This window comes from Microcella indica, assembly GCF_013414345.1.
GTDB classification, from domain to species: Bacteria; Actinomycetota; Actinomycetes; order Actinomycetales; family Microbacteriaceae; genus Microcella; species Microcella indica.
In genome coordinates, this window is record NZ_CP058670.1 from 204,715 (window position 1) to 227,723 (window position 23,009).

Consider the following 23,009-nt stretch of genomic DNA (forward strand, 5'->3'; position numbering starts at 1 on the left):
CGGACACATGTCCATCAACACCGCACTTGCTGCACAGCGCAAGCGCCTCGCCGAGGGCAAGGACGAGGGCTTCACCCTCATCGAGCTCCTCGTCGTGGTCATCATCATCGGCATCCTCGCCGCCATCGCTATCCCGGTGTTCCTGGGTCAGCAGACGGCAGCGCAGAATGCCGCATACGAGTCCGACCTCGCGACCGCCAAGGTTGCGTACGTCAGCTCGCTCGTCGACACGACCACTCCGATCGAGGACTTCGGGTTCCCGGACAACGTCACCGTGACGTCCGAGGACACCGCGGCGGGCACGTTCTGCCTCGACCACGACGACGCCGACTGGAGCGTCACCGAGGCGTCTGCCGGCCCCTCGAACGTCACCTGCGCCGCTCGCCCCTAGAGGCGAGCAGCACCATCCGTCGGGTGGGTCCCCCAGTTCGGGGGTCCCACCCATACGGGTATCCGGGCCGCTCCGAAGAGTCGGAGTCAGCACCGGTCCTGCAGCACCGCAGAGAGGGGGGTCTCTTGAGCACAGAGAGTGCACTGTCGCGCGTCGATAACGAGCGCGGCCTCGGCCTGCTCGAGATCGTCATCTCGATGTTCCTCATCGCGCTCATCGCGATCTCGTTCATCCCTGTCCTCGTTTCGGGTCTGCGGGCCTCCGCGGCGAACTCGACGATCGCCACGGCCACACGGCTCGTCGCGCAGGTCACCGACCGCGCTCTCGCCCAGGCTCCGGATACCTGCGCCGCCCTGCAGATCCTCGGCGGCACGACCTCCGAGGTCGACGCCCAGGGCGTCACGATCGAGGTCGTCACGACGGTGCCCGACCTCGCGACCTGCGTGGAGCGCTCCACGAGCCTCGTGCGCGTGATCGCCCGCGACGCCGCGGACGACAGCGTGCTCGCCGAGTCGCGCACCCTGCTCTTCTTGCCGGGGACCTCGCCGTGAGCGCGCCCCGTCGGTCTGACTCCGGCTTCACTCTCGTCGAGCTGCTCATCAGCTCCGCCCTCGCCTCCGTCGTCATCGTCGTCGTGGGCGGAGTGCTCGTGAGCTCGATGCGGGCGGACGAGACCGTGCGCACCGTCACGACGTCGACGACCGATGGCCAGCTCGTCGCGAACGTCATCGACGGCGGCATGCGCAACTCGACGGCCGTCGCCGTCTCCACAGCGGCCGACGGCATCTCGACCTTCGCCGTCGCCCGCGTCGCCGGCGCGAGTGGAGCCGAGTGCGTCGCCTGGTTCTACGACGCCGAGGTCGACACGATCTTCCGCCGCACGTCCCTCTCGGCGATTGCGGCACCGGAGCCCGGCTCCGTCGGTGCAGACTGGGTTCCCCTGAGCGACGGTATCGTGCCCGATGTCGACGGCGCTGGCACGGAGTACCCTGTGTTCGCGGCCGAGGGTGCCCGCGGTCTTGCGCTGCGGTACGCCGTCGAGGCCGCCAGCGGGCCCAACTCACTCTTCATCACCACGATCACGGGCCGAGCGCCCTCGACGAATGCGAGCCCGCAATGCTTCCCATGATGCGCAGCCAGCGCCAGAGCCGTCTCCGCGATGACGAGACCGGCAACGTCATGATCGCGGTCATCGGGCTCATCGCCGTCACCTCGATCATCACGCTCACGATCTCGTCGGCGACCGTACAGGCGGTCGGCTACACCTCCCTCACGCGCGCGGGCGTGCAGTCGCAGGCCGCCGCGGAGGCCGGTGCCGAGGCCATGCGCGCGGCTCTCGAGACCGACGCCTGCCCCTCCGACGGCAATCTCGGCGCGACGTACGGAGACGTCGACGAGACCATCACGGGGGCTGCCGCCGCGCAGCCCTTCTACGCCGTGGAAGTCGAGCAGCGCGCGGGAGCGACCGGCTCCTGGACTTCGGGCTGCCCGACGGGCTCCTCGACCCACGTGCGCATCCAGTCCACTGGGTTCGCTCTCACCGAGGGTGTCGCCGAGAGCTCCTCCGCGCTCGATTCGGCCGCCGTTGAGGTCGTCTACGACTGGCTGCCGGGAGCGCCTTCCGCTGCGGCGAGCGGTGCAGCCGTGTTCAGCTACGGCAGCCCGGGGCTCAGCAACAACCTCGAGCTCGTCCAGCTCAACGGCAACTCCGCGAACGTCATGGTGCGCGAGGGCAGCATCCAATGCAGCAACTCGGTCACGATCGAGGGTGACATCATCGCCGCGAATGGTGACATCACGCTGAGCAACACGTGCAGCGCCGAGGGCGATGTGTGGGCTTCAGGCGCGGTCGCGCTCAACAACAACCAGGTCATCGGCGGCGACGTCATCGCGGTCGGCTCCGGCACATCGAGGTTCAGCCCGAGCGTGTCGATCGGCGGAGGCGTCTACGTCGGAGGCCTGATCGACACGTGGGGCCAGCGCTGCTCTTCGGGCGACACCGGCTGGAACCCGGCCGGCAACGCGTGCGCCCTCGCCCGCAGCTCGGGTGCTGACCCCGTGCTCTACAACCAGCCCGGCCTGCCGCTGCCCGTCGTGCCCGACTGGGTGGACGTCGACTTCCGGGCCTCCGACTGGACCGACGAGGGGTGGAACGTCGTCACCTACTCGGGGCCGTGCAACATCGACAAGAACGGCTCGCAGACAGCCGCGGTGCAGGCCTTCAGCCAGTACACGACGCCGACGGTGATCGACGTGCGCGGCTGTACGGGCGGGTTCACGATCTGGTACAGCACCTATGAGCTCGAGCTCAAGACCGATCTGACCTTCATCACGCCCAAGACCGTCAACATCGGTCAATTCGAAGTGAGCTCCGATGACCCCAACGAGGAGCGTCGGCTTCGCTTCATTACTCCCGACACGGTTCCGGATGCTCGGCCGACGACCTCGGGCTGCGGCCAGTTCGACGTCAACAACACCAACACCATCGCGGAGCCCGTCGCCGTGCTCATCTACTCTCCCTGCACGATCCGCAACAGCAACCGCCTCACCTGGCGCGGCCACTACTACGGCGGCATCGTGAATTTCAGCAACAACAGCGAGCTGACCTTCGTGCCGATCGGCATCCCTGGCTACAACTTCGACGGCGGCGAACCCTCGGGCGGGGGCGCAGGGGGCGGCGGCGGGGCGGGCGGCCTCGGCGAACTGCTCGAGTACCGCGACGTCGCCGCGGCGGGCTCCTAGGGCACCATGGCAGTTCTCCTGCCGGTGCTCGCCGGGGTGCTCGGCGCTGTCGTCGGCTCCTTCCTCAACGTCGTGATCCACCGCGTGCCCGCGGGGCTCTCGGTCGTGCGCCCGCCCAGTGCGTGCCCGGCATGCTCCTCCCCGGTGCGTGCCTACGACAACGTTCCTGTGCTCTCCTGGCTCGTGCTGCGGGCGAAGTGCCGCGACTGCGGCGCGCCGATCTCTGCGCGGTACCCGCTCGTCGAGCTGGGAACGGCCGTCGCCTTCGTCGTCGTCGCCTCGCTGCTCGGCCCGCAGCTTGTCCTCGGCGCTGCGGTGATGCCGCTCGTCGCCGAGCTCGTCGTGCTCGTGGCGCTCCTGTACCTTGCCGCGATTTCCATCGCCCTCGCCGCGATCGATCTCGACGTTCACCGGTTGCCCAACAGCATCGTGCTGCCGGCGTACCTCGTGGGCGGGGTGGCGCTCACCGTGGCGGCGATCTCGACCGGAGACCTCGTGAGCCTCGCCCGCGCGGCAGCGGGGGCGGGCATCCTCTTCGCCTTCTACCTCGTGCTCGCCTTCATCGCTCCGCGCGGCATGGGCATGGGCGATGTGAAGCTCGCGGGAGTGCTCGGGCTCTTCCTCGGCTGGTTCGGGTGGGATGCTCTGGCGGTGGGTGCGCTTGCCGCTTTCCTGCTCGGCGGACTGTACGGAGTGATCCTCATCCTCGTCCGTCGGGCGCGTCGCACCACCGGAATCCCCTTCGGGCCGTGGATGCTGGCAGGAGCGTGGGTGGGCATCCTGTTCGGTGAACCGATCGCACGCGGCTACCTGGCCGCGTTCGGGCTGGAGTGAGAGGCGAACTATGACGGGGCCAGTAGTCGGAGTCGACATCGGCAGCACGACGCTGCGCGCGGTCGAGCTCGATGACGCCGCTAAGGCGAAGCCCACGATCGTGCGCGCGCACGAAGTACCCCTCCCCGAGGGCTCCGTGAAGCGCGGCGACGTGATCGAGGTGCATACCCTCGCCTCCGCCTTCAAGCGGCTGTGGGCGGCTGGAGGGTTCCGCACGAAGGACGTCGCCCTCGGCATCGGAGGGCAGAGCGTGATCGTGCGCGACCTCACCGTGCCCCGCATGCCGCTCGCGCAGATCAAGGAGTCGCTCCCCTTCCAGGTGCAGGATCTCCTTCCCGTGCCCGTGAGCGACGCCGTGCTCGACTACTACCCGATCAGCGAGACCCAGAGCGAGTCGGGACCCGCGGTCAACGGGCTCCTCATCGCCGCATTCAAGCAGGCGGTCACGACCAACATCACGGCCGTGACGATGGCGGGTCTCACTGCGGTGAGCATGGACCTCCTGCCCTTCGCCACGACGCGCGTCCACGCGCTCTCCTCGCCGACGGAGGGCTACGCCGTGCACATGAACATCGGCGCCAACGCGATGACGATCGTCATCGTGCAGGCTGGCGTTCCCCAGTTCATCCGCATCGTCCCCGCGGGGGGCGACGACACGACGCGGGCGCTCATGAGCCGCCTGAGCGTCTCGCGCGAGCACGCCGAGGGGCTCAAGCGCGAGTTGGGCCTCTCACCGCTCGCGCACACCGACGAGCAGCGGCGGGCCGCCGAGATCATCCACGAGTCGACGAGCGAGCTGCTCACCGCCGTGCGCAACACGCTCGCGTACTTCGCGAGCGTGCGCCCTGGCGTCCTGTACGACCACCTCTCCGCGGGCGGCGGCGCGATGCAGATGCGCGGGTTCAGCGTCGCGCTCGCCGAGTCGACCCGCATCGCGGTCGTGCCCGTCAACCCGCTCGGCGCCGTCACGCTGTCGAGGTCGCTGCGCGGCAAGGTCAGCGAGGAGCGGCTGCAGTCGTGGTCGACGGCGATCGGTCTCGCGATCGGGGGAGGCTCATGAGTCGGCAGCAGTCGCGCGACGCGTCGTCGGCCCTCGTCTACGGTGCCATTCCCCGCGCGCAGCTCATGCCGCCCGAGGTGGCGCTGCGTCGCCGGGAGAGCTCGCGGCGACGAGGGCTCATCGCTCTCGTCGCGGTCGTGCTCGTCCTCGTCGTCGGGGGCATCGTCGCCACGTACTGGCTCGCGGCGGCAGCGCAGCAGCGGCTCGAGGCTGAGCGCGTCGTCACGCAGAAGCTGCTCGCCGAGCAGCTCGAGTATGTGGAGGTTCTCGGCATCCAGGAGCGACTCGAGGCGGTGGTCGCGCAACGCGACGCGCTCGCAGGCGTCGAGGTGCTCTGGCGGGACGAGCTGCAGCCGTACCTTGCTGTTCTCGACTCGAACGAGGTCGTCGAGGCAGTCAATGCCGAGGGGAACACGCCCTTCGAGCCTCCCCTCGCCCAGCAGGGACCACTGCGTTCGGCGCGATCCGCGACAGTGCTTCTCACGGTCGCCACGGTGGAGCTGCCCGATCCCTCGCGATGGCTGAGGGCATGGGAGCAACTCGAGGGGTACGCTGACGCGAGCATCGACTCGATCTCTCTCGACGAGGAGTTGGGCTACCTGACGGTCGTGACGCTCAATCTGTCGAGCGCCGTGCTCACCGAGCAGGAGGTCTCCGAGTGAACTCCGCGTCTACGCGAATCTGGACATTCGCGACGGTCTTCATAATCATCGCCGTCATCGCCCTGGGGTGGTTCCTCGGCGCCGCCCCCAAGCTCGCCGAGATGGCGCGCTATGACACCGAGCGCGCCGCCGTGCTCGTGCAGAACCAGCTCAGTCGCACGACGCTCGCGCAACTCGAGGCCGACTTCGAGCGGCTCGACGAGTTCGAGCAGGAGCTCGCCGAGCTGCAGGCGGAGTTCCCCGAGCTGCCGAAGTATGCCGACTCGGTCGAGACTTTTCTGAGAGGACTCGTGAGCGAGGGTCTCACGCTCGAGAGCCTCGTGGTCGACGAGCCCGTGCCTGCCGACCCCACCGTCGTGCCTGACCAGTTCGGTCAGGTTCCTCCCGGCACACTCCTCCGGCTGGATGTCGTGGCGGATGTAAAGGGGGAGCTCTCACGCGCGCTCGCGTACATCGATGCGCTCCAGGGGTCGGACCGGTTCACCATCGTTCCCAGCTTCGTCTTCAGCGCGGGAACGAATTCCGAGGTGCGCTCCACCACGATCACGATCGCGCTCTACATGATCGCGGGCGACCCTGCTCCGGGAGTCCTGCCTCTCGATGGCACGACGCCCGAGGAGTCGACGGGCGACGAGGTGGACGGAGAGCCCGCCGAGGGCGAGACCGAGGGCGAGTCCTGACGGCGTCCTGAGAGCTCTCACGTGCGGAACCCTCGCATCGCGTCACCTCGCCTTGCTAGGGTGAGCCGCCAGCACCGTCGACGTCTCAGGAGCGTGTCATGACCAGCACACCGTCATCCGACAAGCAGGATCCGACCCCCGATTCGCAGAAGCCGGCCACGGCGGACGTCTCGCAGGAGGAGCAGGGTTCGGCCCCGCAGTCCTCGGCGCCCGCGGGTGATGACTCGACACTCGCTGCCGCTGCTGAGCCCGCGACTCCGGCCGAGGAGCGGCCGGCGGCGACTCCGGAGGCCCCCGTCGAGGAGGCGCCGACCACGAGCGCGACCACGGCGCAGTCGGCCACTGCTGAGCAGTCGACGACGGCCGAGCAGCCCACGGCGACGGCGGCAGACTCCAAGGTCGTCTACGTGAGCGCCCCGCCCGAGCCCAAGAAGAAGGGCGCCCGCGGTGTCGGCACGCTCGTCGTCCTACTCGGCGCCGTCATCTTCGCCGCCGTGTACGCCGCTCTGGTGCTTCTCGTGAGCATCATCGCGCCGCCCGTCTCCGCTGGGGCGATGCTGCAGTACTTCGCGGCCCCCATCTACTGGGTGCCCGTCATCGTCTTCGCCCTGAGCTACCTGCTGCTCGTCATCATCGTCAATCGAGCGGGATGGTGGGCTCACGTGCTGGGCGGCTTCATCGTCGCCGTGCTCGTCTACGTGTCGTTCATCGGCGCCGCGCTCATCATGGCGGGAGCCGTCGGTGCCGAGGCGAGCGTCGTGGGCTCGATCGTGCTCGCGCAGCTCACGAGCCCCCTCGGGTTCGCCGCGGCCATCGCCGCGCGCGAGGTCCCGATCTGGGTCGGCGGGCTCGTCGCCAAGCGCGGGCGCACGGTCACCGCGCGCAACGCGGAAGCCCGGGCGGCGTACCAGCGCGACCTCGAGGCGCACCGGGCGTCGGTCGGGGGGCAGACTGCCGTTTGACCGGCAGGAGCACTGCGGCTATTCTTGGGCAGGTGTGTGCTTCGGCGCGCGCTTGCGCTGTGCCACGGAAGTGGCCGGGGCAACGCGAGTGACGAGCATCCACAATCGGGTCCCTCGCGGGAGTCCGCTTCGGCGGCCGTCCACGACACCCCCACGGCATATCCGTCACCGCGAACCGATCGCGGAGTCCGGCGGATTCGCGTGAGCCCGCATCGTGCACAGCACGGTCGGGGCATAACACCACCGCAACCGCTGTCACCGTGCAGCTTTACGAGGAGCAATCTTGCCCACAATTCAGCAACTGGTCCGCAAGGGTCGCAGCCCGAAGGTCGTCAAGACCAAGGCGCCCGCCCTCAAGGCCAACCCCCAGCAGCGCGGCGTCTGCACGCGCGTCTACACGACGACCCCCAAGAAGCCGAACTCGGCTCTGCGCAAGGTCGCCCGCGTCAAGCTTTCGAACGGCACCGAGGTCACCGCCTACATTCCCGGTGAGGGCCACAACCTGCAGGAGCACTCGATGGTGCTCGTGCGCGGCGGTCGCGTGAAGGACCTCCCCGGCGTGCGCTACAAGATCGTGCGCGGCGCCCTCGACACCCAGGCCGTCAAGAACCGTCAGCAGGCCCGCAGCCGCTACGGCGCGAAGAAGGACAAGAAGTAATGCCTCGTAAAGGACCCGCGCCCAAGCGCCCCGTCGTCGCAGACCCCGTCTACGGCGCCCCGATCGTCAGCCAGCTCGTCAACAAGATCCTCCTCGACGGCAAGAAGGGCCTCGCCGAGCGCATCGTCTACGGCGCGCTCGAGGGCGTCGGCACGAAGAGCGGCCAGGACGCCGTCGTCGTGCTCAAGAAGGCTCTCGACAACGTGCGCCCCACCCTCGAGGTGCGCAGTCGCCGCGTCGGTGGCTCGACCTACCAGGTGCCCGTCGAGGTCAAGCCGCACCGCGCGAACACTCTCGCGCTGCGCTGGCTGACCAGCTACGCGAAGGCTCGTCGCGAGAAGACGATGACCGAGCGTCTCATGAACGAGATCCTGGATGCCTCCAACGGCCTGGGCGCCGCGGTCAAGCGCCGCGAAGACACCCACAAGATGGCCGAGTCGAACAAGGCGTTCGCTCACTACCGCTGGTAGCACTCTTCGCGTGAGCGGGGCGGCCAGCCCGCCCCGCTCACGAATCCCCTCAACCTGACCGGAGGAACCCCGTGGCACTTGACGTGCTCACCGACCTGAACAAGGTCCGCAACATCGGCATCATGGCGCACATCGATGCCGGCAAGACGACGACCACCGAGCGCATCCTGTTCTACACGGGAATCACCCACAAGATCGGTGAGGTGCACGACGGCGCCGCGACGATGGACTGGATGGCGCAGGAGCAGGAGCGCGGCATCACGATCACGTCCGCCGCGACGACGTGCTTCTGGGCCGACCACCAGATCAACATCATCGACACGCCCGGTCACGTCGACTTCACCGTCGAGGTGGAGCGCTCGCTCCGCGTGCTCGATGGTGCGGTCGCGGTCTTCGACGGCAAGGAGGGCGTGGAGCCCCAGTCGGAGACCGTGTGGCGTCAGGCCGACAAGTACGACGTGCCGCGCATCTGCTTCGTCAACAAGATGGACAAGCTCGGCGCCGACTTCTACTTCACGGTCGACACGATCATCAAGCGCCTCGGCGCGAAGCCGCTCGTCATGCAGATCCCCATCGGGTTCGAGAACACCTTCGAAGGTGTCGTCGACCTCGTCTACATGCGGGCCCTCACGTGGCGCGGAGACTCCAAGGGCGACGTCAAGCTGGGAGCCGAGTACGCCATCGAGGAGATCCCGGCCGACCTCGTCGACAAGGCCAACGAGTACCGCCAGGCGCTGCTCGAGACTGTCGCCGAGTCCGACGACGCGCTGCTCGAGAAGTTCTTCGGCGGTGAGGAGCTCACGCCTGAGGAGATCAAGGGCGCGATCCGCAAGATGACCGTGAACAGCGAGATCTACCCGGTCTTCTGCGGTTCGGCCTTCAAGAACCGCGGCGTGCAGCCCATGCTCGACGCCGTCATCGACTACCTGCCGTCGCCGCTGGATGTTCCCGCGGTCGAGGGTCACGACGTGCGCGATGCCGAGAAGATCGTCGAGCGGCACCCCGACTCGACCGACCCCTTCGCCGCTCTCGCGTTCAAGGTCGCCGTGCACCCGTTCTTCGGTCGCCTCACCTACATTCGCGTGTACTCGGGCACCATCGAGTCGGGGTCGCAGGTCATCAACTCGACCAAGGGCAAGAAGGAGCGCATCGGGAAGATCTTCCAGATGCACGCCAACAAGGAGAACCCTGTCGAGAGCGTGACCGCCGGTCACATCTACGCGGTCATCGGCCTCAAGGACACCACGACGGGCGACACTCTGTGCGACCCGAGCGAGCAGGTCATCCTCGAGTCCATGACGTTCCCCGAGCCGGTCATCGAGGTCGCCATCGAGCCGAAGACCAAGGCCGACCAGGAGAAGCTCGGCACGGCCATCCAGAAGCTCGCTGAAGAAGACCCGACGTTCCGCACTGAGCAGAACACCGAGACCGGTCAGACGGTCATCAAGGGCATGGGCGAGCTGCACCTCGACATCCTCGTCGACCGCATGAAGCGCGAGTTCAACGTCGAGGCGAACGTCGGCAAGCCGCAGGTGGCCTACCGCGAGACGATCCGCAAGACGATCGAGAAGTTCGACTTCACCCACAAGAAGCAGACGGGTGGGTCGGGCCAGTTCGCCAAGATCCAGATCATGCTCGAGCCTCTCGAGGTGACGCCGGAGACGAGCTACGAGTTCGTCAACTCGGTCACCGGTGGCCGCGTTCCGCGCGAGTACATCCCTTCGGTGGACGCGGGCATCCAGGACGCCATGCAGGTCGGCGTCCTCGCCGGATTCCCGACGGTGGGCGTCAAGGCGACGCTGCTCGACGGCGCGTCGCACGACGTCGACTCCTCGGAGATGGCGTTCAAGATCGCCGGTTCGATGGCCTACAAGGAGGCCGCTCGCAAGGCGAGCCCCGTGCTGCTGGAGCCGCTCATGGCGGTCGAGGTGCGCACCCCTGAGGAGTACATGGGCGACGTCATCGGCGACCTCAACTCTCGTCGCGGCCAGATCCAGTCGATGGAGGACGCTACGGGTGTCAAGGTCGTTCGCGCCCTCGTGCCGCTGTCGGAGATGTTCGGGTACGTCGGTGACCTTCGGTCGAAGACCTCGGGTCGTGCCGTCTACTCGATGACGTTCGACAGCTACGCGGAGGTCCCGAAGGCTGTGGCCGAGGAGATCGTCCAGAAGAACAAGGGCGAGTAATCGCCCTGCCCGTGAGGGCTCGCTGAGAGCCTTCAGTACGATAGATATCAACCAACTGCGGGAATCCAACTGCAAGAGGAAACCTGCGACCAAGTCCTGAGGAGGACCCACAGTGGCTAAGGCCAAGTTCGAGCGGACCAAGCCGCACGTCAACATCGGAACCATCGGTCACGTCGACCACGGCAAGACCACGCTCACCGCGGCGATCTCGAAGGTGCTTGCTGACAAGTACCCTTCGGCCACCAACGTGCAGCGTGACTTTGCCTCGATTGACTCGGCTCCGGAGGAGCGTCAGCGCGGCATCACGATCAACATCTCGCACGTCGAGTACGAGACCCCCAAGCGTCACTACGCGCACGTTGACGCCCCGGGTCACGCCGACTACATCAAGAACATGATCACGGGTGCCGCGCAGATGGACGGCGCGATCCTCGTGGTTGCGGCGACCGACGGCCCGATGGCGCAGACGCGTGAGCACGTGCTCCTCGCCAAGCAGGTCGGCGTGCCCTACCTGCTCGTCGCGCTCAACAAGTCTGACATGGTGGACGACGCCGAGATCATCGAGCTCGTCGAGCTTGAGGTTCGCGAGCTCCTCGCCAGCCAGGGCTTCGACGGCGACAACGCTCCCGTGATCCAGGTCTCGGGCCTCAAGGCGCTCGAGGGCGACGAGAAGTGGGTTCAGTCCGTTCTCGACCTCATGGACGCCGTGGACGAGTCGATCCCCGACCCCGTGCGTGACAAGGACAAGCCGTTCCTCATGCCGATCGAGGACGTCTTCACGATCACCGGTCGTGGCACCGTCGTCACGGGCCGCGCCGAGCGTGGAACTCTCGCGATCAACGCCGAGGTCGAGATCGTCGGCATCCGCCCGACGCAGAAGACGATCGTCACGGGTATCGAGATGTTCCACAAGCAGCTCGATGAGGCGTGGGCCGGCGAGAACTGCGGTCTTCTCCTCCGCGGCACCAAGCGCGAGGACGTCGAGCGCGGTCAGGTCGTCGTGAAGCCGGGTTCGGTCACCCCTCACACGAACTTCGAGGGCACCGCGTACATCCTCTCCAAGGACGAGGGTGGGCGTCACAACCCCTTCTACACGAACTACCGCCCGCAGTTCTACTTCCGCACCACCGACGTCACCGGCGTCATCACGCTGCCCGAGGGCACCGAGATGGTCATGCCCGGCGACACCACCGACATGACGGTCGAGTTGATCCAGCCCATCGCCATGGAGGAGGGCCTCGGCTTCGCCATCCGCGAGGGTGGCCGCACCGTGGGTGCCGGAACGGTCACGAAGGTTCTCAAGTAGTCCTTCAGTTCCACACGAGAGCGGGGATCGGGCTTCGGCCCGGTCCCCGCTCCGTCGTTAACCCCTCCCAGTGATCGTGCTCGGCACGCTACGCTCAGCCGCACACCATCCCTGAGCGCGGAGGAGCACCATGGCAGGACGCGTCACCCTCGAAGTCGGCGTGACGCTGCTGCTCACGATCCTGCTGGCGTGGAGCATCTTCGGTCTCGTCGCGCTGACCGACTCCGGGGACCCCGTGGGGACCTTTCTCGACCAGGTGCCCAGGGTCCTCTTCGGCCTGCTGGGCATCGCCCTCGTGCTCTGGGCGATCATGCTCATCATCGGCTCGATCGCGCACCGGTATCGCGCCGTGGGCTGGCGGATCGGCACGCACATCCTGAGCCTCGTCGTCGCCGTGATCATCAACGTGGGGGTGCTGGCGTTCGTGACGGTTGCGTCCTCGGGAGGGGGCGGATGGGAGCTGCTGCTCGTCGGTATAGCCGTCGCGGCGGGAGCAGTGCTGCTCGTGAGCGGGGTCGTCGCCGTGCTGGTGGTGGAGTTGGCCATCCTCCGGCCCCGCACGATCCCGCGCAGTGCCCCGCCGGTCCAGGTGTAGAGCCGACAACCGCCCGCCGGGACGGCGAGCCTGTGCTGCTCAGGCCGACAATCGACCGCCGGGACGGCGGTCGGGGCGCTGTCGCCGGCGAGGCCAGAAATGGCCTCGCCTTCAGGCGACACGCCCGAGTTGCAGGGGGGCTATCGGTGTGGCAGACTCTTCTAGTTCCACACGCCGTGCTAGTGCGCGGCTCACTGCCAGGCAGTGCATAGGACGAGCGCCGCATCGAGTGATCGACAGCGGCTCGCGATGAGCCTAGGCCGCGGGCAGAAGAACACAGCTTAAACCGACAACCACTTGGCACAGGGATACCTCTGTGCCTGGCGAAGGCGACACGCCCGAGCGCGGGGGTCGGTGACCTGAGCGGAGATCGCGGCCGCCGAGAATGTCGCGCGAGAGGGAGACCTCGCGTGCGGCAGCGGCAGTCCGGTTGACGTTTGACAGAAGAACAGTGGTGCGACCTCTCACGAGCGCTCCGCAGGAGTGCGCGCCCGACAGGGTGCGCACCGACCTAAGAAGGAAGAGAGTTGAGCATGGCGGGACAGAAGATCCGCATCCGGCTGAAGTCTTACGATCACGCCGGTCTCGATGCATCGGCGCGCAAGATCGTCGACACCGTGACGCGTGCGGGAGCCACTGTGGTGGGCCCCGTCCCGCTGCCGACGGAGAAGAACGTGATCGCCGTCATCCGGTCGCCCCACAAGTACAAGGACAGCCGCGAGCACTTCGAGAAGCGCACGCACAAGCGGCTCATCGACATCATCGACCCGACGCCGAAGGCCGTCGACTCGCTCATGCGACTCGACCTGCCCGCCGACGTCAACATCGAGATCAAGCTCTAAGGAATCCGACAATGTCTGCTACCAAGACGACCAAGGGACTGCTGGGCACCAAGCTCGGCATGACCCAGGTGTGGGATGAGAACAACACACTCATCCCCGTCACCGTTGTCGAGATCGCTCCCAACGTGGTGACGCAGGTCCGTACCCCCGAGGTCGACGGCTACGCGGCGGTGCAGATCGCCTACGGTGCCATCGACCCGCGCAAGGTCACGAAGCCCCTCGGCGGCCACTTCGAGAAGGCCGGCTCCACGCCGCGCCGTCACCTCACCGAGGTGCGTACCGCCGACGCCGGCGAGTACACGCCCGGTCAGGAGCTCGCGGTCGACATCTTCGAGGCCGGCCAGCGCGTCGACGTCGTCGGCACGAGCAAGGGCAAGGGTTTCGCGGGCGTCATGAAGCGCCACAACTTCAAGGGCGTCTCGGCCTCGCACGGTTCGCACCGCAACCACCGCAAGCCCGGCTCGATCGGTGCCAGCTCGACCCCCAGCCGCGTCTTCAAGGGCATGCGCATGGCGGGTCGCATGGGCGGCGACCGCGTGACCGTTCTCAACCTCACCGTGCACTCGGTCGACCTCGAGAAGGGACTCCTGCTCGTCAAGGGCGCCGTTCCCGGTGCTCGCGGCCGCCTCGTGTTCGTCCGCAACGCCGTGAAGGAGGCGTGATCGCCATGGCTGCTTCTCTCAACGTCGTCGACGCCGCAGGCAAGAAGACCGGATCGGTCGACCTGCCCGCCGAGCTGTTCGACGTCCAGACCAACGTGCCGCTGCTGCACCAGGTCGTCGTGGCCCAGCTCGCTGCCGCGCGCCAGGGCACGCACTCGACCAAGGGTCGTGGCGAGGTCTCCGGTGCCGGCCGCAAGCCCTTCAAGCAGAAGGGCACGGGCCGCGCTCGTCAGGGCTCCATCCGCGCTCCTCAGATGACTGGTGGTGGCATCGTCCACGGGCCGACGCCGCGCAACTACGCGCAGCGCACCCCCAAGAAGATGATCGCAGCAGCACTCCTCGGTGCGCTCTCGGATCGCGCTCGTGGCGACCGCCTGCACGTGGTCGAGTCGTTCGGCTCGGACACGCCCTCGACGAAGGCAGCAGCATCCACGCTCGCCGCCGTCGCCTCGGGCCGCAACGTGCTCGTCGTCATCGAGCGCGGGGATGACGTCAACCTCAAGAGCGTGCGCAACCTGCGCAACCTGCACGTCATCAGCCCCGACCAGCTCAACGCATACGACGTGCTGGTCAGCGACGACATCGTCTTCACGACGACCGCGTTCGAGGCCTTCGTGACGGCCAAGACCAAGAAGGAAGAGGTCAGCGCATGAGCGTCCACGAGGTCGCCCAGAACAAGGACCCCCGCGATGTCATCATCGCGCCCGTCGTGAGCGAGAAGAGCTACGCGCTCATCGATGACGGCAAGTACACCTTCATCGTGGACCCCCGCGCGAACAAGTCGGAGATCAAGCTCGCAATCGAGAAGATCTTCGGCGTCAAGGTCGCGTCGGTCAACACGCTCAACCGCACGGGCAAGACCCGTCGCACCCGCTTCGGCACGGGAAAGCGCAAGGACACCAAGCGCGCGATCGTGACCCTGAAGTCCGGCTCGATCGACATCTTCACGGCTGTCGGCTAGGCCCGGAAGGACAGACACCATGGCTATTCGCAAGTACAAGCCCACGACCCCCGGTCGTCGCGGTTCGTCGGTCTCGGACTTCGCCGAGATCACGCGCTCGACCCCCGAGAAGTCGCTGCTCAAGCCGCTGCCCAAGACGGGTGGCCGCAACAACTCGGGTCGCATCACGACGCGCCACATCGGTGGTGGCCACAAGCGCCAGTACCGCATGATCGACTTCCGTCGCAACGACAAGGACGGCGTCAACGCGAAGGTCGCGCACATCGAGTACGACCCGAACCGCACGGCGCGCATCGCGCTCCTGCACTTCGTGGACGGCACCAAGCGCTACATCCTCGCGCCGAACAAGCTCTCGCAGGGCGACATCATCGAGTCGGGCCCCTCGGCTGACATCAAGCCGGGCAACAACCTGCCGCTGCGCAACATCCCCGTGGGTACTGTCGTGCACGCCATCGAGCTCCGCCCCGGTGGCGGCGCGAAGATGGCCCGCTCGGCCGGCGCCTCGGTGCGTCTTGTCGCCAAGGACGGCCCCTACGCCCAGCTGCGTCTGCCCTCGGGCGAGATCCGCAACGTCGACGCGCGCTGCCGCGCCACGATCGGCGAGGTCGGCAACGCCGAGCAGTCGAACATCAACTGGGGCAAGGCCGGTCGCAAGCGCTGGAAGGGCGTGCGCCCGACCGTCCGCGGTGTCGCCATGAACCCGGTCGACCACCCGCACGGTGGTGGAGAGGGCAAGACGTCCGGTGGACGTCACCCGGTCAGCCCCTGGGGCCAGGCCGAGGGCCGCACGCGTCGCCCCAACAAGGAGAGCGACAAGCTCATCGTCCGCCGCCGCACCGTTGGCAAGAAGCGCTAGTAGGAGTCGAAAAAGATGCCACGCAGTCTCAAGAAGGGCCCCTTCGTCGACGACCACCTGCTTCGCAAGGTGTTCACGCAGAACGAGGCCAACAGCAAGAACGTCATCAAGACCTGGTCGCGCCGATCGATGATCGTGCCCGCGATGCTCGGCCACACCATCGCCGTGCACGACGGTCGCAAGCACATCCCCGTGTTCGTGACCGAGACCATGGTCGGGCACAAGCTCGGCGAGTTCGCGCCCACCCGCACCTTCCGTGGACACGAGAAGGACGACAAGAAGGGTCGTCGCCGCTAACGCGGGGACGGTTGAAGAGGAGATACACATGGTGGAGTCGATCGCCCGCGTGCGACACATCCGCGTGACGCCTCAGAAGGCTCGTCGCGTCGTCGACCTGATCCGCGGCAAGCAGGCCCTCGAGGCCCTGGCCATCCTGAAGTTCGCACCCCAGGGTGCGAGCGAGCCCGTCTACAAGCTCGTCGCGTCGGCCATGGCCAACGCACGGGTGAAGGCGGATGCAGCGAACTCCTTCCTCGACGAGCAGGACCTCTATGTGTCCCGCGCATTCGTCGACGAGGGCACGACCCTCAAGCGGTTCCAGCCGCGCGCCCAGGGTCGGGCGTTCCGCATCCTCAAGCGCACCAGCCACATCACGATCGTCCTCGCGACGCCGGATGAGCTGACCGCCGCGGGCTCGAGCACGAGCAAGAAGAAGGCGAGCAAGTAGACATGGGCCAGAAAGTCAATCCGTACGGCTTCCGACTCGGAATCACCACCGACCACGTGTCGCGCTGGTTCTCCGACAGCACGAAGGCCGGTCAGCGCTACTCAGATTATGTCGCGGAGGACGTCAAGATCCGCCGGATGCTCACCACGAGCCTCGACCGCGCCGGCGTCGCCCGCATCGAGATCGAGCGCACCCGTGACCGGGTTCGCGTCGACATCCACACCGCCCGCCCGGGCATCGTGATCGGTCGCCGCGGCGCCGAGGCTGAGCGCATCCGCTCCGACCTCGAGAAGCTCACCGCCAAGCAGATCCAGCTCAACATCCTCGAGGTCAAGAACCCCGAGGCCGAGGCGCAGCTCGTCGCGCAGGGCATCGCGGAGCAGCTCAGCGCTCGCGTGGCCTTCCGCCGTGCGATGCGCAAGGGCCTCCAGGGCGCCCAGCGTGCCGGCGCCAAGGGTGTGCGCATCCAGGTCTCCGGCCGCCTCGGCGGCGCCGAGATGAGCCGCTCCGAGTTCTACCGCGAAGGCCGTGTGCCCCTGCACACCCTCCGCGCGAACATCGACTACGGCTTCTACGAGGCCCGCACGACCTTCGGTCGCATCGGCGTGAAGGTCTGGATCTACAAGGGCGACATCACCAACAAGGAACTCGCTCGCGAGCAGGCGTCTCAGAAGTCGTCGCGCCCCGAGCGTCGTGACTCTGACCGCGGCCCGCGTCGCGACGGCGGCCGTCCGGCCGCCGCCAAGGCGCCCGCTGCGGCCGGAGCGGAAGGCTAGAGACATGCTTATTCCCCGTAAGGTCAAGTTCCGGAAGCAGCACCACCCCAAGCGCGGTGGCCACGCGACCGGCGGAACCGTCGTGTCGTTCGGCGAGTACGGCATCCAGGCCATCACCCCTGCCTACGTGACCAACCGTCAGATCGAGTCCGCTCGTATCGCGATGACGCGTCACATCAAGCGTGGCGGCAAGGTGTGGATCAACATCTACCCCGACCGTCCGCTCACCAAGAAGCCCGCCGAGACCCGCATGGGTTCCGGTAAGGGCTCGCCGGAGTGGTGGGTCGCCAACGTCAAGCCGGGTCGCGTCCTCTTCGAGGTCGCCGGTGTTCCCGAGCAGCTCGCTCGTGAGGCCATGACCCGCGCAATTCACAAGCTGCCCCTCAAGGCACGCATCATCAAGCGCGAGGAGGGCGACGCGTAATGGCGATCGGATCGAAAGAGCTGGCACCTGTCGAGCTCGACACCTTTGAAGACGAGCGACTCGTCGACGAGCTGAAGAAGGCGAAGGAAGAACTCTTCAACCTTCGCTTCCAGGCCGCGACCGGGCAGCTCGAGAGCCACGGCCGGCTTCGTGCCGTCAAGCGCGACATCGCGCGCATCTACACCGTGATCCGCGAGCGCGAGCTGGGCATCCGTGCCACGCCCGCCCCCATCGAGGTTCCCGAGAAGCCGGCGAAGAAGTCCACCAAGGCGAAGGCCGCGGCTGACGCTGGCGAGAAGCCCGAGGCTTCGGACAAGGGTGCTTCGGACAAGACTGAGGAGAAGAACTGATGGCGACGACCGAGAAGAAGGCCGCTGCCGGCCACGAGTCGGCCGCGCACGACGTTCGCGACGAGAGCGCCCGCGGGTACCGCAAGGTGCGCCGCGGCTACGTGACGAGCGACAAGATGGAGAAGACCATCGTCGTCGAGGTCGAGGACCGCGTGAAGCACCCGCTTTACGGCAAGGTCATCCGTCGCACCTCGAAGGTCAAGGCGCACGACGAGCAGAACGCCGCCGGTGTTGGCGACCTCGTGCTCATTTCCGAGACCCGTCCCCTGTCCGCTACGAAGCGCTGGCGCCTCGTCGAGATCCTCGAGAAGGCCAAGTAGGCCCTCGCGCCTATTGGGTAGGAGAGAACAATGCTTCAGCAGGAATCCCGCGTCAAGGTCGCCGACAACACCGGCGCCAAGGAGCTGCTCACGATCCGCGTGCTCGGCGGCTCCGGCCGTCGGTACGCCGGCCTCGGTGACGTCATCGTGGCGACCGTCAAGGACGCCATCCCCGGTGGCAACGTCAAGAAGGGCGACGTCGTCAAGGCGGTCATCGTGCGCACCATCAAGCAGACCCGTCGTTCCGACGGCTCGTACATCAAGTTCGACGAGAACGCCGCCGTGATCCTGAAGGCCGACGGGGACCCTCGTGGTACCCGCATCTTCGGGCCGGTCGGTCGTGAGCTTCGCGACAAGAAGTTCATGAAGATCGTCTCGCTCGCCCCGGAGGTGCTGTAACCCATGGCCAAGATCAAGAAGGGCGACATCGTCCAGGTGATCAGCGGCGCGACCGAGGACCGCGGCGGAGACCGCGGCAAGCAGGGTCGCGTCATCGAGGTGCTCGCGGAGAAGAACCGCGTCATCGTCGAAGGCGTCAACTACGTCACGAAGCACGTGCGCGTCGGTCAGACGCAGCGCGGCACCAAGACGGGCGGCATCGAGACCTCCGAGGCCTCGATCCACATCTCGAACGTGGCGCTCGTCGACCCCAAGTCCAAGAAGCCGACCCGCGTCGGTTTCCGCGAGGAGACCGTGACGAAGGACGGCGTCAAGAAGACCGTCCGCGTGCGGTACGCCAAGAAGTCAGGTGAGAAGTTCTGATGTCAACCACTGCCCCTGCGCAGGCTGGCACAATCCAGCCGCGCCTCAAGCAGAAGTACCGTGCCGAGATCACCAAGGCGCTGACCGAGGAGTTCGGGTACACCAACCCGCACCAGGTTCCCGGTCTCGTCAAGATCGTCGTGAACACGGGTGTCGGCGAGGCCGCTCGCGACAGCAAGGTCATCGACGGTGCGATCAAGGATCTCACCGCGATCACCGGCCAGAAGCCTCAGGTCACGAAGGCCCGCAAGTCGATCGCTCAGTTCAAGCTCCGCGAGGGCATGCCGATCGGCGCCCACGTGACGCTGCGCGGCAACCGCGCCTGGGAGTTCATGGACCGCCTCGTGACGCTCGCGCTGCCGCGCATCCGCGACTTCCGCGGCCTGAGCCCGAAGCAGTTCGACGGCCACGGCAACTACACCTTCGGCCTCACGGAGCAGAGCGTGTTCCACGAGATCGATCAGGACAAGATCGACCGCGTGCGCGGCTTCGACATCACGATCGTGACCACCGCGAAGACGGACGACGAGGGTCGCGCACTCCTGCGCGCGCTCGGCTTCCCCTTCGCGAACCCCGCCCAGTAGGGCACCCACCACCGGTCCGACTCGGACCACGATCGCCCAGGTCGTCACTCGTGTAACGGGTGAGCGAAACCAGGTGAGAAACGGAAGACACCACTATGACGATGACAGATCCGGTCGCAGACATGCTGACCAGACTGCGCAACGCCAACTCGGCGCACCACGACACGGTCTCGCTGCCCGGCAGCAAGCTGAAGTCGCACATCGCCGAGATCCTCAAGCGCGAGGGCTACATCTCGGACTGGGCGGTCGAGGACGCGCGCGTCGGCACGACGCTCACGCTCTCGCTCAAGTACGGGCCGAACCGCGAGCGGTCGATCGCCGGCATCAAGCGAGTCTCCAAGCCCGGCCTTCGCGTGTACGCGAAGTCCACCGAGATCCCGAACGTTCTCGGCGGCCTCGGCGTGGCCATCCTGTCGACCTCCTCGGGTCTCTTGACCGACCGCGAGGCGATGAAGAAGGGCGTGGGTGGGGAAGTCCTCGCCTACGTGTGGTGATCTGACATGTCACGAATCGGACGCATGCCCATCGACATCCCCAGTGGTGTCGACGTGAAGATCGACGGCCAGGCCGTCACCGTCAAGGGCCCGAAGGGCGAGCTCGGCCTCACGGTCGCGCAGCCCATCCGGGTCGCCCTCGACGACAACCAGGTCGTCGTGACCCGACCAGATGACGAGCGCGACTCGCGCTCGCTGCACGGCCTCACGCGCACGCTCATCCAGAACCAGATCATCGGCGTGACCCAGGGATACACCAAGGGTCTCGAGGTGGTCGGCACCGGATACCGCGTGCAGTCGAAGGGCGCCGCGGTCGAGTTCGCGCTCGGCTACTCGCACTCGATCACGGTCGACCCGCCCGCCGGGATCACCTTCACGGTCGAGGGCAACAACAAGCTCACCGTCAGCGGCATTGACAAGCAGGCCGTTGGCGAAGTCGCGGCCAACATTCGCAAGCTGCGCAAGCCCGAACCATACAAGGGCAAGGGTGTGCGCTACGCCGGCGAGGTTGTCCGTCGCAAGGCCGGAAAGGCTGGTAAGTAATCATGGGTCTCGGAACAAGAGGCAAGAGCAAGACGGCCGCCAAGGGCCGCCGTCACGCGAGGCTGCGCAAGCGCGTCACGGGCACGGGGGAGCGCCCCCGCCTCGTCGTCACGCGCTCCGCTCGCCACGTCTTCGTGCAGGTCGTCGACGACACGCAGGGTCGTACCCTCGCGAGCGCGTCGACCATGGAGGGAGACCTCCGCACGTTCGACGGAGACAAGACTGCTAAGGCGCGCAAGGTGGGCGAGCTGCTCGCTGAGCGCGCGAAGAAGGCCGGTGTGGAGGCTGTCGTCTTCGACCGGGGCGGCAACCGCTACGCAGGACGCGTCGCGGCGATCGCCGATGGAGCTCGAGAGGGTGGGCTGAGCCTGTGACCGAGAACGCGAAAGACCAGACCGTGGCTGCCGCTGAGGCTCCCGTGGAGACTGCTGCGTCGTCGGAGACCGCGAACGAGCCCCGTGAGGCGCGTCGCGGCGGTCGCGAGCGCAACCCCAACCGCGACCGTGGGTCGCGCGATAGCGAGAAGAGCCCCTTCCTCGAGCGCGTCGTGACGATCAACCGCGTCTCCAAGGTCGTCAAGGGCGGGCGTCGCTTCAGCTTCACCGCGCTCGTCGTCGTCGGCGACGGCAACGGCATGGTGGGCGTCGGCTACGGCAAGGCCCGCGAGGTGCCGACCGCGATCTCGAAGGGCGTCGAGGAGGCGAAGAAGAACTTCTTCCGCGTGCCTCGCGTAGCCCAGACGATCCCGCACCCCGTGCAGGGCGAAGCCGCTGCGGGTGTCGTGCTCCTGCGCCCCGCCGCTGCGGGTACCGGTGTTATCGCCGGTGGTCCCGTGCGCGCCGTGCTCGAGTGCGCCGGCATCCACGACGTGCTGAGCAAGTCGCTCGGTTCGTCGAACACGATCAACATCATCCACGCGACCGTGGCGGCGCTCAAGCAGCTCGAAGAGCCGCGTGCTGTCGCCGCCCGCCGTGGGCTCGACTTCGAGGATGTCGCTCCTGCGCGCCTCGTGCGCGCCGAGGCCCTCGCGGCCGAGGCGGCAGCCGGAAAGGGTGGTGCCTGATGGCCGCGCAGCTCAAGGTCACTCAGATCAAGTCCGTAATCAGCGAGAAGCAGAACCAGCGCGACACCCTGCGCAGCCTCGGCCTCAAGCGCATCGGCGACAGCGTCGTGCGCGAGGACACCCCGGCGAACCGCGGGTACGTCACCAAGGTTGCTCACCTCGTCAAGGTCGAGGAGATTGACTAATGGCAGAAGACAAGAAGGACGAGGCCGCGAAGGCCCCGGCCAAGAAGGCTCCCGCGAAGAAGGCCCCGGCCTCCTCGAGCGCGAGCAAGGCGTCGGCTGACAAGCCCGCCGCTGCGAAGAAGGCTCCGGCGAAGGCAGGCGCTGACAAGCCAGCCGCTGCGAAGAAGGCTCCGGCGAAGGCCGCGGCTGACAAGGCTCCGGCGACGAAGGCCCCGGCCAAGAAGGCGCCGGCGAAGGCCGCCGCTGAGAAGCCGGCCGCCGACAAGCCGGCTGCTGCGAAGAAGGCACCAGCCAAGAAGTCTGCGGCGACCTCGAGCGCGGCTGCGTCGGACTCGACCGCCGAGAAGGCTCCCGCCAAGAAGCCCGCAGCGAAGAAGGCGTCATCCGACTTCGCACGCGCGCAGGTTCTCAAGGTGCACCACCTCCGCCCCGCGGCGGGCTCCAAGAAGGAGCGCACTCGCGTGGGTCGCGGTGAGGGATCCAAGGGCAAGACGGCCGGTCGCGGTACCAAGGGCACGAAGGCTCGCTACTCGGTGCGCCCGGGCTTCGAGGGTGGAAACCTGAACTTCGTCATGCGCCAGCCCAAGCTGCGCGGCTTCACGAACCCGTTCCGGGTCGAGTACCAGGTCGTGAACCTGGAGAAGCTTGCCGAGCTGTACCCCCAGGGTGGCGAGGTCACTGTGGGTGACCTGGTCGCCAAGGGTGCTGTGCGCAAGAACGAGAAGGTCAAGGTTCTGGGCTCCGGCGACATTGCGGTTAAGCTCACTGTGGCAGTCGACAAGGTCTCGCGCTCCGCGGAGCAGAAGATCGTCGCCGCTGGCGGTTCCATCAAGTAGCCGCTCGGGTGGCCCTTCGGGGCCACCCGCCACCGGCCCGAACGGGCCACAGCAGCTTTCGCCGCCGGGCGGGAAGAT

At 67.1% G+C, this 23,009-nt stretch carries 33 protein-coding genes and 1 pseudogene; all 34 read left to right on the forward strand.

The features are described from left to right. Positions 1 to 7: 7 nt before the first annotated feature. The gene (locus HUJ41_RS12825) at positions 8 to 391 is read left to right on the forward strand and encodes a type II secretion system protein (RefSeq protein WP_218925621.1); all 384 of its coding nucleotides are present in this window, start codon (positions 8 to 10) and stop codon (positions 389 to 391) included. Positions 392 to 516: 125 nt separating this feature from the next. Beyond that, on the forward strand, positions 517 to 942 hold the full coding sequence (locus HUJ41_RS00970; RefSeq protein ID WP_179872971.1) for a type IV pilus modification PilV family protein: 426 nt from the start codon (positions 517 to 519) through the stop codon (positions 940 to 942). Beyond that, a complete protein-coding gene (locus tag HUJ41_RS00975) occupies positions 939 to 1,520 on the forward strand; it encodes a PulJ/GspJ family protein (RefSeq protein ID WP_179872972.1) in 582 nt (193 codons plus the stop codon). The genes HUJ41_RS00970 and HUJ41_RS00975 overlap by 4 nt, the downstream gene beginning before the upstream one ends. Continuing rightward, positions 1,517 to 3,133: a hypothetical protein gene (locus HUJ41_RS00980; RefSeq protein ID WP_179872973.1), complete on the forward strand. Its 1,617-nt coding sequence runs from the start codon at positions 1,517 to 1,519 to the stop codon at positions 3,131 to 3,133. The genes HUJ41_RS00975 and HUJ41_RS00980 overlap by 4 nt, the downstream gene beginning before the upstream one ends. A gap of 6 nt (positions 3,134 to 3,139) precedes the next feature. Then, complete coding sequence (locus tag HUJ41_RS00985; RefSeq protein ID WP_179872974.1) at positions 3,140 to 3,967, forward strand: prepilin peptidase; 828 nt, start codon at positions 3,140 to 3,142, stop codon at positions 3,965 to 3,967. Between the two features lie 10 nt (positions 3,968 to 3,977). Then, positions 3,978 to 5,027 carry a type IV pilus assembly protein PilM gene (pilM, locus tag HUJ41_RS00990; protein WP_179872975.1) on the forward strand — a complete coding sequence of 350 codons (1,050 nt, stop codon included), beginning with the start codon at positions 3,978 to 3,980 and terminating at the stop codon, positions 5,025 to 5,027. Then, a complete protein-coding gene (locus HUJ41_RS00995) occupies positions 5,024 to 5,689 on the forward strand; it encodes a hypothetical protein (RefSeq protein ID WP_179872976.1) in 666 nt (221 codons plus the stop codon). Before pilM ends, HUJ41_RS00995 begins: the two co-directional genes overlap by 4 nt. Beyond that, positions 5,686 to 6,369 carry a hypothetical protein gene (locus HUJ41_RS01000; protein WP_179872977.1) on the forward strand — a complete coding sequence of 228 codons (684 nt, stop codon included), beginning with the start codon at positions 5,686 to 5,688 and terminating at the stop codon, positions 6,367 to 6,369. Before HUJ41_RS00995 ends, HUJ41_RS01000 begins: the two co-directional genes overlap by 4 nt. Before the next feature lie 98 nt (positions 6,370 to 6,467). Continuing rightward, complete coding sequence (locus HUJ41_RS01005) at positions 6,468 to 7,331, forward strand: hypothetical protein (protein ID WP_179872978.1); 864 nt, start codon at positions 6,468 to 6,470, stop codon at positions 7,329 to 7,331. Between the two features lie 283 nt (positions 7,332 to 7,614). Beyond that, positions 7,615 to 7,989 (forward strand): 30S ribosomal protein S12, encoded by a 375-nt coding sequence (rpsL, locus tag HUJ41_RS01010; protein WP_152582702.1) that lies wholly within the window; start codon positions 7,615 to 7,617, stop codon positions 7,987 to 7,989. After that, on the forward strand, positions 7,989 to 8,459 hold the full coding sequence (gene rpsG, locus HUJ41_RS01015) for a 30S ribosomal protein S7 (protein ID WP_100823539.1): 471 nt from the start codon (positions 7,989 to 7,991) through the stop codon (positions 8,457 to 8,459). The genes rpsL and rpsG overlap by 1 nt, the downstream gene beginning before the upstream one ends. A gap of 71 nt (positions 8,460 to 8,530) precedes the next feature. Next, positions 8,531 to 10,645, forward strand: coding sequence for an elongation factor G (gene fusA, locus HUJ41_RS01020; RefSeq protein WP_179872979.1), 2,115 nt, complete (start codon positions 8,531 to 8,533; stop codon positions 10,643 to 10,645). A 112-nt stretch (positions 10,646 to 10,757) separates the two neighbouring features. Continuing rightward, on the forward strand, positions 10,758 to 11,951 hold the full coding sequence (tuf, locus tag HUJ41_RS01025; RefSeq protein ID WP_179872980.1) for an elongation factor Tu: 1,194 nt from the start codon (positions 10,758 to 10,760) through the stop codon (positions 11,949 to 11,951). Between the two features lie 130 nt (positions 11,952 to 12,081). Beyond that, complete coding sequence (locus HUJ41_RS01030; RefSeq protein ID WP_179872981.1) at positions 12,082 to 12,546, forward strand: hypothetical protein; 465 nt, start codon at positions 12,082 to 12,084, stop codon at positions 12,544 to 12,546. A gap of 533 nt (positions 12,547 to 13,079) precedes the next feature. Next, positions 13,080 to 13,388, forward strand: a complete 309-nt coding sequence (gene rpsJ, locus HUJ41_RS01035; RefSeq protein WP_047561503.1) for a 30S ribosomal protein S10 — start codon at positions 13,080 to 13,082, stop codon at positions 13,386 to 13,388. Between the two features lie 11 nt (positions 13,389 to 13,399). Then, on the forward strand, positions 13,400 to 14,050 hold the full coding sequence (gene rplC, locus HUJ41_RS01040) for a 50S ribosomal protein L3 (RefSeq protein WP_179872982.1): 651 nt from the start codon (positions 13,400 to 13,402) through the stop codon (positions 14,048 to 14,050). A gap of 5 nt (positions 14,051 to 14,055) precedes the next feature. Next, positions 14,056 to 14,703 (forward strand): 50S ribosomal protein L4, encoded by a 648-nt coding sequence (gene rplD, locus HUJ41_RS01045; RefSeq protein ID WP_179872983.1) that lies wholly within the window; start codon positions 14,056 to 14,058, stop codon positions 14,701 to 14,703. Beyond that, entirely contained in the window at positions 14,700 to 15,011 is a 312-nt protein-coding gene (gene rplW, locus HUJ41_RS01050; protein ID WP_152582693.1) for a 50S ribosomal protein L23, read from the forward strand. The genes rplD and rplW overlap by 4 nt, the downstream gene beginning before the upstream one ends. Positions 15,012 to 15,030: 19 nt before the next feature. After that, positions 15,031 to 15,867: a 50S ribosomal protein L2 gene (gene rplB / locus HUJ41_RS01055; protein ID WP_152582692.1), complete on the forward strand. Its 837-nt coding sequence runs from the start codon at positions 15,031 to 15,033 to the stop codon at positions 15,865 to 15,867. Between the two features lie 15 nt (positions 15,868 to 15,882). Further along, positions 15,883 to 16,164 (forward strand): 30S ribosomal protein S19, encoded by a 282-nt coding sequence (gene rpsS / locus HUJ41_RS01060; RefSeq protein WP_100823533.1) that lies wholly within the window; start codon positions 15,883 to 15,885, stop codon positions 16,162 to 16,164. A 28-nt stretch (positions 16,165 to 16,192) separates the two neighbouring features. Next, complete coding sequence (gene rplV / locus HUJ41_RS01065; RefSeq protein WP_100823532.1) at positions 16,193 to 16,594, forward strand: 50S ribosomal protein L22; 402 nt, start codon at positions 16,193 to 16,195, stop codon at positions 16,592 to 16,594. A gap of 2 nt (positions 16,595 to 16,596) precedes the next feature. Continuing rightward, positions 16,597 to 17,370, forward strand: a complete 774-nt coding sequence (rpsC, locus tag HUJ41_RS01070; protein ID WP_100823531.1) for a 30S ribosomal protein S3 — start codon at positions 16,597 to 16,599, stop codon at positions 17,368 to 17,370. A gap of 4 nt (positions 17,371 to 17,374) precedes the next feature. Continuing rightward, positions 17,375 to 17,794 carry a 50S ribosomal protein L16 gene (gene rplP, locus HUJ41_RS01075; RefSeq protein ID WP_152582691.1) on the forward strand — a complete coding sequence of 140 codons (420 nt, stop codon included), beginning with the start codon at positions 17,375 to 17,377 and terminating at the stop codon, positions 17,792 to 17,794. Beyond that, a complete protein-coding gene (rpmC, locus tag HUJ41_RS12830; RefSeq protein ID WP_179872984.1) occupies positions 17,794 to 18,144 on the forward strand; it encodes a 50S ribosomal protein L29 in 351 nt (116 codons plus the stop codon). The genes rplP and rpmC overlap by 1 nt, the downstream gene beginning before the upstream one ends. Further along, positions 18,144 to 18,464: a 30S ribosomal protein S17 gene (rpsQ, locus tag HUJ41_RS01085; RefSeq protein ID WP_179872985.1), complete on the forward strand. Its 321-nt coding sequence runs from the start codon at positions 18,144 to 18,146 to the stop codon at positions 18,462 to 18,464. Before rpmC ends, rpsQ begins: the two co-directional genes overlap by 1 nt. Positions 18,465 to 18,494: 30 nt before the next feature. Continuing rightward, positions 18,495 to 18,863 carry a 50S ribosomal protein L14 gene (gene rplN / locus HUJ41_RS01090; protein WP_100823527.1) on the forward strand — a complete coding sequence of 123 codons (369 nt, stop codon included), beginning with the start codon at positions 18,495 to 18,497 and terminating at the stop codon, positions 18,861 to 18,863. A 3-nt stretch (positions 18,864 to 18,866) separates the two neighbouring features. Then, positions 18,867 to 19,226, forward strand: a complete 360-nt coding sequence (rplX, locus tag HUJ41_RS01095; protein ID WP_179872986.1) for a 50S ribosomal protein L24 — start codon at positions 18,867 to 18,869, stop codon at positions 19,224 to 19,226. Beyond that, entirely contained in the window at positions 19,226 to 19,810 is a 585-nt protein-coding gene (rplE, locus tag HUJ41_RS01100; protein WP_152582687.1) for a 50S ribosomal protein L5, read from the forward strand. The genes rplX and rplE overlap by 1 nt, the downstream gene beginning before the upstream one ends. A gap of 95 nt (positions 19,811 to 19,905) precedes the next feature. Further along, positions 19,906 to 20,304: a 30S ribosomal protein S8 gene (gene rpsH, locus HUJ41_RS01105; RefSeq protein ID WP_152582686.1), complete on the forward strand. Its 399-nt coding sequence runs from the start codon at positions 19,906 to 19,908 to the stop codon at positions 20,302 to 20,304. A gap of 6 nt (positions 20,305 to 20,310) precedes the next feature. Beyond that, the gene (rplF, locus tag HUJ41_RS01110) at positions 20,311 to 20,847 is read left to right on the forward strand and encodes a 50S ribosomal protein L6 (protein WP_179872987.1); all 537 of its coding nucleotides are present in this window, start codon (positions 20,311 to 20,313) and stop codon (positions 20,845 to 20,847) included. A gap of 2 nt (positions 20,848 to 20,849) precedes the next feature. After that, positions 20,850 to 21,221 carry a 50S ribosomal protein L18 gene (rplR, locus tag HUJ41_RS01115; protein ID WP_152582684.1) on the forward strand — a complete coding sequence of 124 codons (372 nt, stop codon included), beginning with the start codon at positions 20,850 to 20,852 and terminating at the stop codon, positions 21,219 to 21,221. Further along, the gene (rpsE, locus tag HUJ41_RS01120) at positions 21,218 to 21,910 is read left to right on the forward strand and encodes a 30S ribosomal protein S5 (RefSeq protein ID WP_179872988.1); all 693 of its coding nucleotides are present in this window, start codon (positions 21,218 to 21,220) and stop codon (positions 21,908 to 21,910) included. Before rplR ends, rpsE begins: the two co-directional genes overlap by 4 nt. After that, positions 21,910 to 22,095 carry a 50S ribosomal protein L30 gene (gene rpmD / locus HUJ41_RS01125; protein WP_179872989.1) on the forward strand — a complete coding sequence of 62 codons (186 nt, stop codon included), beginning with the start codon at positions 21,910 to 21,912 and terminating at the stop codon, positions 22,093 to 22,095. The genes rpsE and rpmD overlap by 1 nt, the downstream gene beginning before the upstream one ends. Before the next feature lie 215 nt (positions 22,096 to 22,310). Continuing rightward, positions 22,311 to 22,931: pseudogene (rplO, locus tag HUJ41_RS01130) on the forward strand (50S ribosomal protein L15); the annotation flags it as partial. Between the last annotated feature and the right edge of the window lie 78 nt (positions 22,932 to 23,009).